This window comes from Ruegeria sp. YKSD179 (assembly GCF_059612885.1).
The window spans coordinates 1-16,792 of the sequence record NZ_JBXWRL010000023.1 but is presented as its reverse complement, the minus strand read 5'-3'; the positions used below and the strand labels follow the sequence as shown (position 1 = coordinate 16,792).

At 51.6% G+C, this 16,792-nt stretch carries 11 protein-coding genes and 1 pseudogene; 8 read left to right on the top strand and 4 right to left on the bottom strand.

Annotated elements, in window-relative coordinates; translation table 11 throughout:
• Positions 1-228 precede the first annotated feature (228 nt).
• From AC2FNE_RS12835 to AC2FNE_RS12820, 4 genes are all read left to right on the top strand, one after another.
• Entirely contained in the window at positions 229-1,923 is a 1,695-nt protein-coding gene (locus AC2FNE_RS12835) for an Hsp70 family protein (protein ID WP_496805511.1), read from the top strand.
• Positions 1,910-3,307 (top strand): J domain-containing protein, encoded by a 1,398-nt coding sequence (locus AC2FNE_RS12830; RefSeq protein WP_496805510.1) that lies wholly within the window; start codon positions 1,910-1,912, stop codon positions 3,305-3,307. Before AC2FNE_RS12835 ends, AC2FNE_RS12830 begins: the two co-directional genes overlap by 14 nt.
• A 368-nt stretch (positions 3,308-3,675) precedes the next feature.
• Positions 3,676-4,131: a hypothetical protein gene (locus AC2FNE_RS12825; RefSeq protein WP_496805509.1), complete on the top strand. Its 456-nt coding sequence runs from the start codon at positions 3,676-3,678 to the stop codon at positions 4,129-4,131.
• A gap of 139 nt (positions 4,132-4,270) precedes the next feature.
• The gene (locus AC2FNE_RS12820) at positions 4,271-4,711 is read left to right on the top strand and encodes a hypothetical protein (protein ID WP_496805508.1); all 441 of its coding nucleotides are present in this window, start codon (positions 4,271-4,273) and stop codon (positions 4,709-4,711) included.
• A gap of 133 nt (positions 4,712-4,844) precedes the next feature.
• Here AC2FNE_RS12820 and arsJ read toward each other — a convergent pair whose 3' ends face one another.
• Complete coding sequence (gene arsJ, locus AC2FNE_RS12815) at positions 4,845-6,101, bottom strand: organoarsenical effux MFS transporter ArsJ (RefSeq protein WP_496805507.1); 1,257 nt, start codon at positions 6,099-6,101, stop codon at positions 4,845-4,847.
• Positions 6,098-7,096 carry an ArsJ-associated glyceraldehyde-3-phosphate dehydrogenase gene (locus AC2FNE_RS12810; protein ID WP_496805506.1) on the bottom strand — a complete coding sequence of 333 codons (999 nt, stop codon included), beginning with the start codon at positions 7,094-7,096 and terminating at the stop codon, positions 6,098-6,100. Before AC2FNE_RS12810 ends, arsJ begins: the two co-directional genes overlap by 4 nt.
• A 422-nt stretch (positions 7,097-7,518) precedes the next feature.
• On the opposite strand from AC2FNE_RS12810, the gene AC2FNE_RS12805 reads away from it, so the two are divergent.
• The gene (locus tag AC2FNE_RS12805; protein WP_496805505.1) at positions 7,519-9,444 is read left to right on the top strand and encodes a caspase family protein; all 1,926 of its coding nucleotides are present in this window, start codon (positions 7,519-7,521) and stop codon (positions 9,442-9,444) included.
• A gap of 152 nt (positions 9,445-9,596) precedes the next feature.
• Here AC2FNE_RS12805 and AC2FNE_RS12800 read toward each other — a convergent pair whose 3' ends face one another.
• Positions 9,597-10,094, bottom strand: coding sequence for a hypothetical protein (locus tag AC2FNE_RS12800; RefSeq protein WP_170473115.1), 498 nt, complete (start codon positions 10,092-10,094; stop codon positions 9,597-9,599).
• Positions 10,091-10,708, bottom strand: coding sequence for a helix-turn-helix transcriptional regulator (locus tag AC2FNE_RS12795; RefSeq protein ID WP_170610478.1), 618 nt, complete (start codon positions 10,706-10,708; stop codon positions 10,091-10,093). Before AC2FNE_RS12795 ends, AC2FNE_RS12800 begins: the two co-directional genes overlap by 4 nt.
• Positions 10,709-11,460: 752 nt before the next feature.
• Here AC2FNE_RS12795 and AC2FNE_RS12790 point away from each other — a divergent pair.
• The 3 genes and pseudogenes from AC2FNE_RS12790 to AC2FNE_RS12780 form a co-directional block, all read left to right on the top strand.
• Positions 11,461-13,893 carry a beta strand repeat-containing protein gene (locus AC2FNE_RS12790; RefSeq protein WP_170605000.1) on the top strand — a complete coding sequence of 811 codons (2,433 nt, stop codon included), beginning with the start codon at positions 11,461-11,463 and terminating at the stop codon, positions 13,891-13,893.
• A gap of 125 nt (positions 13,894-14,018) precedes the next feature.
• Complete coding sequence (locus tag AC2FNE_RS12785; RefSeq protein ID WP_496805504.1) at positions 14,019-15,980, top strand: type I secretion protein; 1,962 nt, start codon at positions 14,019-14,021, stop codon at positions 15,978-15,980.
• Positions 15,981-16,017: 37 nt separating this feature from the next.
• Positions 16,018-16,792 (top strand): annotated as a pseudogene (locus tag AC2FNE_RS12780) (type I secretion system permease/ATPase); the annotation flags it as partial.

The window sequence follows — 16,792 nt, the reverse complement described above, 5'->3', positions numbered from 1 at the left end:
CCAAGGAAGCAGCTGTTCACAAACTCCATACTGGGCGTTTCTAACACACAAAAACCCGCTTTTAACCGTACTTTGCACAAACCGCGTTGGTTGCAGCATGACATTTTAGGCTTTGGGCCCGTCGTTTTTGTCCCGATGTTAAAATTAATTCCAAGTCTTCCAATTGAGCGGTCAGAGTGCCATAATCCTTTGAAATAAAATCAAAAATTATAATATGTGTGAGGCATTGTGGTAAGTATTGGCATTGATCTAGGCACAACGAACTCCCTGGTCAGCGTTTTTGAGAATGGACAGTCAGTTCTAGTGAAGAACGCCGTAGGGAAATATCTTACGCCTTCGGTTGTTCATTTTGACGGTGAACGGATTGTATGTGGTGAAGCCGCCAAATCGCTGTTGGTTACTGCACCCGGCCACACAGCAGCCATGTTTAAGCGAACCATGGGCGCCGAAAAAATCTATCGGCTAGGAAAAAAGAAGCTGACTTCGGAAGAGCTTTCGGCGGTGGTGCTCGGTTCGCTCAAACGTGATGCCGAAGCATACCTTGGCACCGAAGTGCGCGAAGTTGTCGTATCGGTGCCGGCATATTTCAACGAGATTCAGCGTAAGTCCGTCAAACAAGCGTGTGAAATAGCAGGGATGAAGGCGTTAAGGCTTGTTAACGAACCAACGGCAGCTGCACTAGCCTACGGGCTTCATGATATCGAAGATGAAAGCACTTTTCTGGTCATCGATTTAGGCGGTGGTACTTTCGATGTCTCGATACTAGAAATCTTCGAGGGAGTGATGGAAGTTAAATCCTCTGCAGGTGACGCCAATCTGGGCGGCGAGGATTTCACGGACGCCATTGTCGCGCATTTCCTGCAAGATCTTGCGGCGGATGGCGGGGCAGAAAAAGACAAGTCTGCGCTGCGACACGCCGCCGACCGGATCAAACACGAACTGTCATCGCACCATGAGGTCTCTTTGGACCTGCAACTAGGCGAAACCGAAACAACTCTTACGATGACGCGCGAAAAATTTGAGGAGATCACAAGTAACCTCTTGCGCAGGCTAAATGCTCCGATCGAACGAGCACTATACGATGCCAAAATCTCAGTAGATGAAATTGACCGAGTCGTCCTTGTGGGTGGAGCAACTCGGATGCCCGTCATTCGGTCGCATGTGGGCAAGTTTCTCAGGCGTCTGCCGGAAACGGGACTGGATCCTGATCAAGTCGTCGCTAGTGGAGCAGCGGTTCAGGCCGCGCTTATCGCCAAGGATGAGGCGCTTGAAGACGTGGTTATGACCGATGTCAGCGCCTTTTCACTTGGGTTGGAAATTACAAAAGGCCGCTTTACCCAACCCCTTGCATCAGGGTTTTTCGATCCGATAATTGAGCGTAATACGGTGATCCCGGTTTCACGGGAGTCTACCTTTTACGCATCTGAGCTTGGTCAAACCTCAGTTGATATCCAAGTTTATCAAGGCGAAAGCGCCCTGGTAAGCTCAAACATCCATCTGGGCAATTTGCGGGTACAATTACCACGAAACTTTGAAGAGCGAGAGAGCTTTACCGTTAGATTTACCTACGACATTTCTGGATTGTTAGAGGTGGACGTGCGTGTTTTGTCGACCGGTGCAACAGCGAACCATGTGATAACCAAACTATCGGGCGAGCTTGACGAAAAGGACATTGCGGCGCGGCTCGCCAAGCTTGAGGCGCTCAAAGTACACCCAAGAGATGAGCAAGAGAACGTCGCTGTCAAAGCTCGATTGGAGCGATGTTATGTGATGGCCTTGGGCGAAGATCGCGCCGAAATATCTTACCTTTTGGCCGAGTTTGAATCGGCCCTGACCAAACAGGATCAGAGTTTTATTGCAATCGTAAGGGCGCGAGTAACGACCATACTGGATGATTTCGAGGCCAACTATGTCCGTTTCTGAGGCTGGTTGGCCCTTTGATGTCTTGGGCCTACCAGATGGAGTTACTGACAAAAAGACCATACGCCGGGGGTACGCCCGTGTCTTAAAGAGCATCGATCAAGAGAGGGACGCCGAGGCATTTCAGGAGCTGCGCCACGCTTATGAGGCAGCGCTGCAAATGGCCGAGGAATTGAGGTTTCATTTCAATGGGGCGCTTGAACACAACGTCCGATTTGAAGACAACACCACACCAGAAGAAAATGATCTTGCCGCTGCACCGCGCAGCGGTGAGGGCGACACTGGGCAGGCAAACCCGCCGACCAATATCCAAGCTGAGGTATCGGCAACTCTGCCAGAAGACACTGCAGTACAAGAAGAGAATGATCTCCTCCATAAGTCATACAGTGATGCGGACGTCGTGGCGCAGACAAATCCTCCGCACAATATTGAACCGGAAGTTTTAGAAAAACCGCCTGAAAAATTCGGCCATGAAATTTTTGTTTTCGACACCGATTGGGATCACGTTTCAACATTGTGCGCCGAGATACTCAAACCGGAAATGGGCGAGGCAGCAGAAACGCGATTGCGTCGGCTTTGGGAAGACCCTGTGTTTCTGGACCCAGAAGCAGCCGAGTATTTCGAAGATCAGCTTTATTCGCGCATCCGTGGGAAGCTTACATACAACTCCGGTCTTCCTACGCTCCCTGATGAAGTGTCTATTGAATACCTTGCCTTTCTGGATGAAGCTTTTCACTGGTTTTCAGATAGCGTGCGTTTTCAATCGCGTTTCAGCGGCGCTCATGAGATCGTGCTTGCTGCAAGTCGGCTGGCCGAAGGGCAGGGGGTGTTTGAAACCCCGCCAAGCCCCAAAAGCTGGCGAGATTTCACCCGACAAGGTGGTCTCTCACTTCGGAGTCCTTCAAACATTATTTTGACAATCGCGATTGTAGCACTCGTCACCTATTTTTATTCTCGCCAACCTGATGCGAACCCGGAATTGGTCGGTTTCATTGCATTATACGGCTTCGTGGCGGTACATCCTCTTCAAATTCCGTTCCTGGCGCTGAGCTATTGGCTTCCCGTCGAAAAGGTCGCGCAGGCGCTAACAATTGTTGGAGAATACACGTTTACAATGCGCGCATGGTTTATGTGGCTGGCGTGTGCAGCGGCTGTCTATTTCGCGTCCCCCCACATTCCGCCAATCTTGGGCCATATCTTGGTCTACCCAGTGGCAGCTTTTCCACTCGTATCCATTGGAACAGCGATACTGACGATTTCTCTCGCGTTACTTTTGGGTATCGGAAGCTTTTTCCTTTCGCTTAAGCTTGCCATCGACCGTTATGTTCATGGCCTGATCATTTGGATTATGAGGAAGATATTGCGATACAAACGCAAGTCTGGCTGATTGGCATTCTTCTAGCCCGGCGTATTCATTTTCCGATTCCGCGATTGCATTCAGTGGTCCTCTGCAGGCGCCATGTTACGGCATTGCTCAGTGCTGACGCCTCGCTACGGGATTTCTCCGTCTGTGTGTTTACAGCAATATCAGTCGGTGAGCAGCACAGTCACCAATCATCTCATCTTAGACCAAATAGCGCCTCAATTGCGTCACAAATAGGAAAAAGTACACGCAGAAATTCGGTGAAAAGAAAGACTGGAGATCAACTTTTGCGTGTATCACTAAATTGCGCGGCGATTGTCTCAACCTTGTTGCTAACGGCTTGCACGGCTCCTTCGCTGCCAGTCTCAGGGCCTCCGGTAACGGCAACCCTTTTGAAGGATTCAAATACTACCCCCAATGGCGGCTCCAGCGACCTTCTCGTTCGGACCTTTGTGGAAAACAACGGAACAATGACTGAAGTTGCCGGTGCACGGTGTAAAGTTCAATCAAAACAGTTGCGTGCAACAGTTGTAACGCCGCAGATTGTACGTGTTCCCAAATTTAAACAAACTGGCAGTTTGCCTAATCGTGGCCGACCTGAAAACTTGTTGATTTCATGTAATCTTGATAACAAAAAAGGTAGCACGGATGTGTATGCATCGCGCCATCCATCCGAAGCTTATGCCATGTATGCAGGTGAATCTAGCAGTGATGCCGACACAGCCGGGCCGAACGGGGGCGTCGCAGTCGAGATTGGCACATTTATTGGAAACGCGATCAATAGACAGCTGTTTTTGGCTTTCGCATGGACCTATCTTTATTCCGGCGGCGACGTAGTCTTGGAGTAGTGGCAGCGTGCTTTTCGTTCAGCAAACCTATTCGGGAACTTTGACATTCAAGAGGAATTCACTCCTACTCAATCTCGAAACGAAACTCATCGTACAGCTTTTGGCTGTTAGACTTGTACAGGGTATTAGGTGCATTGTTATGGCGGCTTGTCTATGTCTCTGCGCTTCCGCCGTTGCAAAGGACATTCAACCAAAAAGCGGACTTTGGAAGTATTCATACGAATTGTTGTCTCAAGCCGGCTGCCCAGCCGAATACGTGGAATATATGTCCATGGGAGGCGAAGTATCACTTTCGTTCACTTTACCTTTCAATGCCAAAGACCGCTTAGATAATGAATACATAGCGGAACGAGTTGGTGAAAATGAATGGTGGGGGTTCGCTTACGAAATACGTGAAGACGAAACTGGCATTGCCACTCTTTATTCCGATGTTTTCCTGAATGTAGTGTCCGAAACCGAGATCCATGAGCGTGTTACATTCCGAGCAACCGCAACCGGATCACGCAAGCGCGAGATTGGGATAACTGGTGGCGTTTGCGTGGGGCAATGGGAAGTGAGATTGCAAAGGGTCGGTGACTGAAACGCTGAAGTTTACCTTCAAGTGCCGTTGCCAGCGTTTTGCCGCTTACAAAAGTGAATAGATTTGGGTAGTGGTGTTTTAAGCAGATTGCTTGCACCAACAGCAAATTTGGGAAGCAAAGCAATTAGGGCGATCATTCTTCGCGTAGAAATCCCGTTACGATTGCCGCTGCTGTGACCATCGCAGTCGCGGTACCCAGCATTAACGGCAAACCACCCAATTGGTAAGTCAGCCCAGAAAGCACTGTTCCAAGCAATCGTCCCCCGGCATTGGCCATGTAGTAGAAGCCGACATCCATTGTCACGCGCTCAGCTTGAGTAAAAGCCAGGATAAGATAGGAATGCAGCGCTGAATTGATAGCGAAAATTGCTCCGAACACAAATAACCCTGAGATTAGGATTATCGTTAGCCAGAGTTGTGGTTCTTCCGAAACCAAAGCAGCAGCGGTAAGGGCCGCAGGTACCACGGTAAGCAACCAAGCCCATTTCCGAGCAGCCTTGATAAGATCACTTTCGGGTCGCTTCGCCGCGCGCAACAAGCGAGGAGCAGAGGCTTGAACAAACCCGTAAAGGATGACCCATACAGCCATAAAAGTGCCGATTATGAAAAAAGCAGCTCTGTTTCCGGCTTCACTTCCATCTGACAGAACGGCAAAAAAATATATTGGAATTCCCACAACAAACCAGACGTCTCGTGCGCCAAACAGAAAAACTCGCGCCACAGAGAGCCAGTTGATGTTGGCCGATTTGGAGAAAACCTCGGAGAATTTCGCTCCTTTCCGGCCTTTGGGTAATCCTGGCGGCATTGCGATTAGGACGGCAACAAGGATTACAGCCAGGATCGCGGCCATACCCAACACAGCTGACGAAAAACCAAATGTTGCCAACAAAGCCGCGCCCAAAAGAAAACCGAACCCCTTTACCGCATTCTTTGATCCTGTAAGCAAAGCCACCCAGCGGAACAGGCCGTTGCCCTCGGACGGAGCGAGCAGTTTGACCGCAGATTTTGAGGACATTTTTGCAAGGTCTTTTGCGATCCCGCTCGCCCCTTGCACTATCATTACATAGACCACGGACAATCCGATCGCCCAATTCGTATCAAGTTGAGCGAGCGCTATAAGCGCCAGAATTTGAATACCAAGGCCTGCATACAGGGTAGATGTAAGTCCAAACCGCGCCGCAATCCAACCGGCGCATAAGTTTGTCACCATTCCTGCGACTTCGTACAGCACGAACAGATAGGCCAATTGAACCGGCGCGAAGCCGAGGGTATGGAAATGCAGCAGCACGAGCATTCGCAATGCGCCATCAGTGAGCATGAATGCCCAATAAGCCGCTGTAACGGCAACATAGGCCGACAACCCCTCGGGCCGCACAGAGGCATTTGTCACGCCGAGCCTCCGACCATAAGTGCCACATCTACCAAGCGGTGGGCATAGCCCATTTCGTTGTCATACCAAGCGTAGATTTTAACTTGGGTGCCGTTGACCACCATCGTCGACAATGCATCCACGATACTGGAACGTTGATCGTTGGTGTAATCGGTTGAAACAAGCGGGCGCTCTTCGTAGCCCAGAATGCCCTTTAGTTCGCTTTGCGATGCGGCTTTGAAAAGCGAGTTGACTTCTTCGACCGTTGTTTCACGCTCAACTTCGAATACGCAGTCCGTGAGCGAGGCATTGAGCAAGGGCACGCGAACGGCATGACCGTTCAATCGTCCTTTGAGTTCAGGGTAGATCAAGGTGATTGCTGTTGCGCTTCCGGTTGTTGTCGGGATCAGCGAGTTCAGGGCCGAACGTGCGCGACGCAGGTCTTTGGCCGGTCGGTCCACTATGGTTTGAGTATTCGTAACATCATGAATTGTTGTCATCGAGCCATGTTTTATGCCTAGATTTTCGTGAATGACTTTCACCACCGGCGCCAGGCAATTTGTAGTACAACTAGCGGCGGTCACAATTCGGTGGCGGTCAGCTTCGAATATTTTTTGGTTTACGCCGTAAACAATATTGGCTGCATCGCCATCCTTAACCGGAGCCGAAACAACCACTTTCTTTACTCCTGCCTCAAAGTACGGTTCGATTTTGGCTTCGGTTTTGAAAACACCTGTGCAGTCAATCACGACGTCGACCTCACCTAAAGGCAAGTCAGCGATATCTGTAACCCCCACGAAAGGCAGGCGCGTGCCATCGATTGTTATGGCGTCGGCATCATGCAAAAACTCAGCGTCCCAACGACCGTGCACTGTATCGAATTCCAGCAGATGAGCGTGCATTTGCGAGTCTCCGACTGCGTCGTTGATCCAGGCGATTTTTGCGCCTCGCTCAAGCAGGGGTTTCAGGGCCAGTTTTCCGATCCGTCCAAGACCGTTCAATGCATAGTTAGTCACGCAGAAGCTCCCTCATTCGTCTTTGCTACGTCGTCAACAGCCCTCTGCAGTGCGACGCGATCCGGGCGTCGCCTGCAGAGCAGTCGAAACAGAGCCAATCTTTGTGGATGGTCCAGAGTGGCGAGTCGATCAGTGTTTATTATTTCCATAATTCCGGAAGTATTGAATTAAATACGAAAGTGCAAAGGAAAAGTCTGCCATGTACTATTTATCACTTGGTATTTCCTGCCCACTGGCCCTGTAGTGCCGAAATTCTACCCTTCATTTAGGCGGGCGAGACCGAAAATATGCCGAACTATGAATTCAACGCATCTGATATTTGAAAAAACTGGGCGGGTTTCACTGATTGCCTTCGACACTTCAGTAAAACGTTCAATTTATGCTATATATGGCATTTATTGTGTAATGATTGGTCGCCTTGCATGTTTTTTGATTTCAGCCGTTTGGTCAAGGTTCTGGGTCTTTCTTTCTTTTGTCTTGCGGCAACGGATACTTTTGCCAGCGAAAAACGAATGGCACTCGTCATTGGAAATTCGGATTATTCTCATGTTTCGGTATTGCCCAACGCGACCAACGACGCGAATGACTTGGCCGACGCTTTAACGCGCATAGGATTCGATGTCACAAATGCAGCCAATCTAAGTTATCGGGAAATGCGTTTGGCAATCCGCGATTTTGCCGATGTTGCATCTGATGCGAACGTGGTGTTGGTGTATTTCGCGGGTCACGGCATAGAAATTGACAATACCAACTACCTAATTCCGGTGAACGCAGCACTTCAAAGCGATCGCGACATAGAGTTCGAGGCGATCCGACTGGATGCGATCGTGAACGCGGTTTCCGTGGCAAATGGGTTAAAAGTGGTTTTAGTCGATGCCTGTCGAAATAATCCGTTTTTGACGAACATGGCGCGGACTTCTGCGACCCGATCCATAGGTCGCGGTCTTGGGCGGGTCGATCCGGGCGGTGTTCTGGTAGGCTATGCGGCGCGTGCGGGAACGCTTGCGTTGGATGGAGATGGCCGGAACAGCCCATACGCCCAAGCCTTGCTGACTCACATAGAAGAACCGGGCCTCGAAATAGGACGGTTGTTTCGCAAAGTCCGAGCCTCGGTTCTTGAATTAACCGGCGGATACCAAGAGCCTTTCACGTATGGTTCATTGCCCGACAGGGAAATCTATTTGGTTCCAGCGGCATTAACAGCCCAGCCTAAAGAAACAGCGGTCTCGGTGCCAACGGAAGTTGACAGCCCGTTGGTCCTGGCATGTGATCGGCTTGCGTCAGATCCTGATGACACGACTAAGCCAGTGCAATACACGGGTGTAAGCGATGATGAGATTGATCTAAACGCAGCATTGCCTGCCTGCACAATCGCCGTTGCTGGCCACCCAAATCATGCGCGCAGTTTGTACAACCTCGCACGGGCAGAAAAGCTTTCGGATGAGATTAATGCCAGTCTGGTCCATTACAGAAAAGCATCGGATCTTGGGCATGCTTTGGCTAAAACAAAGCTTGGTGAACTCCTCCTCCAAAGTGGGAAAGACTCGCTCGTTTCGGAAGGCATTGAGTTGTTTAATGCTGAGGCGCAAGGGGGTAATTCGGTATTTGCCAAAATACTTGGTGACCATTTCAGCGGCACCACGGGTTCTTCTCGACAGAACCTTGAAAAGGCATTGCTTTATTACAAAATCGCCGCCAACGCTGGTGATCCTGATGCGATGTTTCAGGTCGGTCATCGACTGTATTCAAACTCTCAATCTACCAAAGATCAAAAGGCGCAGGGTTTGGAGTTTCTGGAGCGTTCCGCTCAGGCAGGGTACGTCCCCGCCCAAATCCGATTGGCTACTGAGTATCTTGCTGAAAATAGGTCTGAACTTCGGGCTCCAGCGCTTCAACTTTTGGAAGCCGCGGCGACTTCGGGCGACACATATGCACAACGCCGTCTAGTGGAAATATATTATGGGAAAGACGGGTTTGAAAAGGACACCCAACGCTATGCTTTCTGGGTTTTGGCGCTCGCGGATAGCGGCGAAAAAGGTTTCAATGTCGAAGCGGGGTGGAATTACGAGGTTGGCCGAGGCGTCGATAGAAATGCGGAACTTGCAGCAAAGTATTATTATGCCGCGCTCAGCACAGGAGAAGAGCTTCCACTTGAACGCGCCACCAGAGATTGGGACAGCAACACAGCAAAGGAAATGCAAAAACTGCTGAGCTTCTATTGGGAAGCGCGTTATGCCGGGCCGATAGACGGTGTGATCGGAAGAGATACTTTGAAAGCCATGCAGCGGGCATGCGGCTGCAGTCCACAGTCGCGATCGGTAGTCTTTTCAAATCTGTTTGCGCAATAAATGCAGTCACGACTAAAATTTAGCCGCCCTATCAAGTGGACAGATGCGTCGTTCAAACCTTAGCGTGGATGAATATCGATTTCGCGTGCTTGCTCTGCGTCGGGAACCACGACTGACACCTTTATCAAGTCTAAAGTAACTACTGAAGTTTCTTAGACTGGGAAGTCGAGCCGTCTGATCAGATTCCATATGTCCCGGTTGGCTGCTGACAGCCTATCGACCACTTCCTCGATTTCTTTCATGGCCTGATCATCTACAGTGTCCTCGCGACCCATTTTAATGTCTGTCTTACGATCAGAGATGCGCATCAGAATTGTCTTGGGGTTTCCGCTTTCCGGATCAAACGAATAGATACAGTGGTTGAATTTGTTGCGTATTGACGAAAGGCGCAGCAGGCGTTGGGTGTGCTCTAAAATCGGGTCTCTAACTTCCGGCGCGCGACCGTCCATTTTTGCAAGACGCTCGACCAGATCGATGCGCGCCCGTGTTGTATTGAGGGTCAGGAAAATGATTACCGCCACGTCTTTGCTGGTATCGCTTAACCCCGCGATCAGATGTATCAGCAGGCTTTCAGTGTTGGTCCACATGTAGTTGAGACGCCCGACCAGAAGGATCAAGCGGTCGAACCTGGTTTCAAACTGTTCGGTCAATACGTATGGCGCACGTCCTTGGGTGCGACCTCAAAATAGAAATGTGCAGCGGCTGTTCGGTTACTGACCCCGATTTTTCCCGACATATTGTGCATATGTAATTTGACAGTGTGTTCGGTAATACCAAGGCTCGCAGCGATAGTTTTGTTGCTTTTCCCTTGGGCTACAAGACGCAAAACTTCCTTCTCGCGCTTCGTTAACTTGGCATACAACGGCATTTTCCCAGACTGCCCGGACGGGGTCGCTGTTTCTTGATGTGCATCCTGAACAACACCAGCGCGTGCCAAGGGCACGCAATCGGCCACGAAACTAGGCAGATGTAGTTCTTCGTGCATAAGAAGCCGCAGGATTGCGCGCCATGCATCCGGAGCTACGTTCATTGGAAGATACCCAATATCTCCATACTTGGCCCGGTCCCAATGTTCGAAAAGAAATCGGGCCGAGCTTTCCTTGCGATAAGCAAAGGCCAGACAACCGACATCCGCAGCTTTAACATAATCGAATGGGCGGGTCAGAAGGTCGTCAAGCAACATCTGATCGACTACAACTATGTGCCCTGCAGGATTTGCGCTTACTGCGCTATCAAGAAAGTGGTTCAGGTTATCATAACGCATCGCCTGAACACCAAATTCGTTATGCACACTTCTTAGTGTTTGGTTTGAAAAAAAAAGTTCTTTTCCAATGAAGATTATTGATAATTCATTTGGATAATTTGTTTCTTCTTGGACATCGCCATTCAATGAGAAGCTCACTGACCTACCCTCACCCACACCTACGCCACCAGTCAAAACGTGATTTTATATTAGTGCTAAATTTGGCAGCGCAATACGATAACAGACTATTTCAAAACTACACCGAAGATAGCTTAAAGTTCATATTTCAGCAACAGACCGTTACTGGTTTAATGGCGCGGTCTAGAACTTTCGATCAGGTTTAAAGACGCTACTTTTCGTTAAAATATTGAAAAGTGGGTGTAAAAAAATCTACTGCCTATTTTTCCACTGAACATCCTAAAAGAGCGCTCAATCGGGCGGCTCCAAAAAAAACTCGTTTCTTCTCATGTCTTTGCCGGAACTAATGCTTTCGGGCAGCTATTCTTCTCAGTCCGCCACTGCGACCATGATCCTGCTTTAATAGTCAAAGCAACCTTGATTTAGACGTGCCACGTCCAGCGCAATTTCGCGAATCTCTGGTGGTTACGTTGTCGGCTTGGCCGAGAAAGGGGGTGTAGGACTGAACAAAACATAACCGCATCGCGCAGGCGGTTGTTTTGCCGTTTGTCGTGAAAAATTCCTGTTTAATCGCACTGATCACCGCTTTGTAGATGAATGGCGGTTGGGTGCTTCAGTATAAGTGGATACTTGTAATGGTAGAACGTAGAATAGCTCCGATTGCTCCCGGTGATGATGGTCCTATTGATGATCTGGACCCTGTTGTAGACGAACCACAATCCGAAGAATTGGTTCTTGATGTCGAAGATTTAAACGCCCAGCAGCAGCAACAGCAGCAAGGCGACGACAGCAACACCAATGGTGGCGACGACAGCAACACCAATGGTGGCGACGACAGCAACACCAATGGTGGTAACGACAGCAACACCAACGGTGGTAACGACAGCAACACCAACGGTGGCGATGATAGCAACTCGCAAAGACAAACTAATGGTGGCAGCGACGACAACACCAACACAAACACGGCCACAGTTGACATCGACTTTGGTGGCGGTGAGTGGATTCCACGCGATGACGACAACGTCGACGTAGATATCACGGATATCGAAGGCGATGTCGGAGATGTCATCACTGCCGGTAATAATCTGGATTACGATCCCGGCGATGACCTGAACCTGGACATTTCGTTGGATGGCGAAGGTAATGACTTCTCGGCGATCAACCACCAGATGGCGAGCCTGGAAGACAACGACACGCTGGAAAACGCATCTGTAACTAATGAAGGTGAATTCTCGCAAAGTGGCGACGCCATGGGTGGCGAAGCGACTGCCGAGGATGGCATCGACGTAAGCTCGGATGGTGGCGATTCTGGAGAAGGCGGCGAAGCCATCGGCGGCAATGCCGACGGCGACACAAGTGGAAGCGCCTCGTTTGCGTTGGGTGGCCACTCCGGTAATGCCGACGCAGCTGCAACGGGTGGCAATGGCGCTTCGTCCGGTAGTGCCAGCAATGGCAGCCTCGGTCTTGGCTTATCCGGTGCGAGCGCTGACGGCGACAGCACTGGTGGAGACGGTGGAGACGCCGACAATGACTCTGGTGCGGTCAACCTTGGTGTAGCGGGTGCAAGCGCTGAGTCGACCGGTGGTGAAGGCGGGAACGCTGGATCAATCGGGTTGGGTCTCGGAGTGGGCTTGTCAGGTTCGAGTGCCGACGGTGACGCAGACGGTGGTGACAATACTTCCGGAGCGCTTGCTGCTGGTCTGGGGCTGGCTGGAAATGATTCCTCGAATGGGGACTCCGACGGTGGCGACGGTAGTGCGGATACCAGCGGCGATGCGGACAACACTAGCGAAGGCACCAACGAAGCAAATGAGTCTTCTAGCGGTGGGAACATCGGCCTAGGTCTTGCAGGTGCAGGCGCGCTAGGTGCGACTGACGGATCCGGTGGCGACGGTAGCGGCGGCCAAGGCGACGGCGGCCAAGGCGATGGCGGTGACGGTTCCGGTGGTTCCGGCGACGGCGGCCAAAGCGACGCCGGTGACGGATCTGGTGGTGACGGCACGGGTGGAAACACCGGCGTGATTGAAGAAGAAACCGTTCCGTTCTTTGCGGTTTCCCCGCTGGTGGTAGAAGAGCCCGATGAAGAAGAGGAAGAAGAGGACGAAGAGGAAGCAGCGGCCGCAGGAATCTCCACAGGTGATGCGAATGGCGTCGGTGGACAAGGCGATGGTGGCGATGGATTCGGCGGCGCTGGCGACGGTGGCGACGGACCTGGCGGTGCCGGCGATGGCGGCGATGGATCCGGTGGTTCTGGTGATGGCGGCGAAGGCAGCGGCACTGCTGAGGCAGACGCCGACGCAAGCGGTGTTGGCGACCAAACTGCCGAAGGCCCAGAAATCGATCAGAGCCCTGGCGATATCGATGGATCATCGACCAATACGCAGACTCCAGACGGATCTGGTGGTGCCGGTGGAACCAGCACGACCAATGGTTCAGCTGACGCCAGCGGTGATGGCGAAGCAACTGCTGAAGGTGCAGGTGGTGCAGGTGGAACTGCCAATCCGACATCTGAGTCAGATGCAAACGGTGAAGGCGCCGTGGATGCGACTAATGAAGCCGGAAACGGCGGCGGCGCAGACTCATGGGCCGATGCTGCCAATGACGGTTACGCCGAAAGTCTGGCCGAGGCGATTGCCGGATATGGTGGAGACGCCACGTCCGACAACGATGCCACCTCAACAGCCGCTGGCAGTGCAACAGGCACCGCGTATTCAGGTGCAGGCGGAGCAGGTGCAGCCGGAACGGCAACCGGCGGAACCAGCGGCGCAGTTACCGGCTCGTCGACCGGTGGTGAAACCAACGGTTCGATGAACACCGGTGGTGAAGCGTCTGGTGCCTACTCCGGTGCTGGCGGTGCTGGTGGTGACGGCGGTACCTGGGGTTCGGACAACGGTGGCGACGGCATCGTCAACGGCGAGTCCTACGCCTCGGCAGCAGCCGTGGTAGATACGTCTGCCTTCAACCAGTCGATCGTCATGGGCGCCAACGTGCTTGGCAACACGGTCGACACGACCATGGTCGGTGGTTCTATGACTTCGACTTATACGAGCGACGACACCGACGTTTAATATGAGTTTTCGGGGGCCGTATATCGGCCCCCGTTGTAACGAAATTGCCGTGGCCACACGGTGTGGCCACGGCCGATAAGCCAAACCGGAAATTTGTATCGGTGAGGTAGTTAAGGATCATTGACATGTCTTTCGACAGTGTTACCGAAAAGATCGCACACTTTATTGGAACCTTTGACCTTACAATTGAGCAAGCCCGACTAAGGGATCAATATGAAGAGTTCACGGCGTTGCGGCGCAAGTTTGAACTGGAAGAATTGGAAGATCCCACAATCATCACAATTAGGGCCGAACTGAGCCCGGAAGAGGGTGCTTACAAACCCCTTCCTTACAAGTTTTTCACACCCCCTAGTGACCCAACGCCGTCTACATACTCTGGCGCTCCATTTGAGGAAACCGTGATCAATGTAGGCCAGCCCTTTGTGGCGGGGCCGCTATTTTCCGAAAATTTGCCGATCGGCTCTACGGAAGTTAAATTCAATGTGGTCCCCGTGCAGCCCGAAATCGAGGCCGAACAACCGATAGGTTCGGCAGTCACCTATACTTTCCAAAGCCTAGTGCTAAGCGACAACGATACGATCGGCGAGGGTGATTTCCGCGATGCCGATGAATTGATTGCTGAGGCCGAAGAAGCGACGCAGGTGGCGACATCGTTGCACGCTGTGTCCGCGCCGTCTTATTCGATTGCCGATTACCTTTCGATAGACTACGTCAAAGCCTTGGCGCAGGAAATGCTGTCGCCGTCAATTTCGAACCTCGAAGGAGTGACGGTACACCAATTCCACGGTGCAGACGCTTTGGGCATCATAGTCAACGGTGAGTATGTTGATGAAGCCCCGGAATGGGACGAACTTCTGCCTTCATTCCACAAGAAAGAGCAAGTTGACGAAGAAACCTCGCCCGATCCGTTTCCTGCGGAGTGGGATCGTGATGACGAAGACGAGTTCAATGATGGACACTCGGTCGTCACTGGCGGAAATCTGGCCATCAATGAGGTATCGGCGACAGTGGCGTGGATCGACGCGCCGTATATTGCCGTTGGCGGCCAGTCGGTTAGTTTGACCATGATTAGTCAGGTGGCTGTTGTCTCTGACATGGATGTTGGAGCACCCGCAAACAAATCCGGCACCAATGTTGTCCAAACTTCGCATATCAGCGTTGAAGAAAACCCGGCCTACTGGATAGATGACAGCGCGGAAAACGAAGGTCAGCCAGAGTGGATCACGATTGACTGGATTAACGGCGACCTAATCGTATCGAATTTCGTTAAACAAGAAACTGACGCGACTGACATTGACCATATCGGGACGGAAATCTCGGCGTCGACCACCCTTTATGCGTTGGGCGACAATGAGATGGTTAATGTAAGTAACATCATACAATTGGGGTCCTACTACGACTTGGTAATGGTCGGCGGAGATATGATCTCAATCGACATACTGATGCAGACGCTGGTCCTGATGGACGACGATGTGGTTTCTGGCGGTATGGCGGGTGTCGAGGATGGCGCCGATGAGAACCTGCTGATGAATATGGCTTCGGTCAACACGACTGGCCGGGATGTTCATGAAGAACTTAACGACGACCTGAGCGCCGCGATGGATTTGACCGAGTCAGACATTGATGCACTACATGATGCATTGTTGAATGACCCAACCTTTGCCGGGATGGAGCAGCTGCGCGTTCTTAACATCGAGGGTAATCTGTTACAGGTTAACGTCTTCGAACAAGTGACCGTGCTTGCAGATCAGGACGATGTGCACTTGCATGGTCCAAATGCACACGCAACAGAAGTCGTTGCAGGTAGCAATGCGATGCTCAACGCAGCAAATATTGTCAAATCTGGTGTTGACTCGACTGTGATGGCCGCCGAGGGTGAATACTCAGACTTGCTATTACATCAGGCAAGCCTGATTGACGTTCCGTCGCACGAAGAGGTCGAGGAAATCGCGAACGAAGCGATTGCGCTGATCATGGACGAAATGAATGTCCCGGGCGATGAAACTGGGATCGGGCCGAAAGGAAATGATCTTACGCCGGGTGAAATGGCCGAAACTACTGATGGCCTTCAGACCTTGCTGGCTTGACTTTTCTGTAAGTTACGAGTGACTAAAAGGTTTATTTATGTCGATCGTTTTTTCGTCGCGTCGCACCCGTTACGCCAGCCCATTGGACCGGCACGGAGGTGGTGCGCCTTTGACCCTGAAACCCAGTGACCGGGTCTTGGGGTCAAAACCGGTTGATCCGGCAGGCTTTGTCTCACAGCTCCTCCTGACCAAGGACATGCGTGTGGCAGACGTCCAAGCCGGTTCTGCAGTTGCTGGCCCGACAGGGTCTCAGACACCAACTAATGGGCCGCCGCAAGTCGGGCCTGACGAGTCCGACGCCAGCGTCTCAAATCTGAAATTTGTCAATCAACCGGAAGAACAGGCACAGAAAGAGCCTGAGAATTCGCGCGCCGATACTCCCCATCGTCGTGCACAGTCGCAGCCTGAGAAACAGAAAGACCCTGTGGGTTGCGACAATGGGGTGGCCGATTCCAAAAGCCCCGATCGTGAAAAAGCGCGACCCGATAATGCGCGCATGACCCCCTCTGCGCCAACGGGTGACAAAGAGCGCATAGGCACGACGATTGAAGCTAAGGCAAATGAGCCGCTCGTCCGCTCCACTTCAACTGGCGGAGGAGACGGCAAAGGGCCACCCCAAACCTTTCACAAAAGAACCCCGCCCGAAGACTTTCAGAAAACGCTTCGAACATCGCTGAGAGCGATCTGGCGCAATTTGTCTTTCGTGCTTTTGTTAACTTGCGCGACAAACGTTCTTATTCTTGCTATACCAATCTACTTGTTTCAAATCAGCGATCGCGTTCTGACCAGCCGTTCGATTGACACGTTGATAA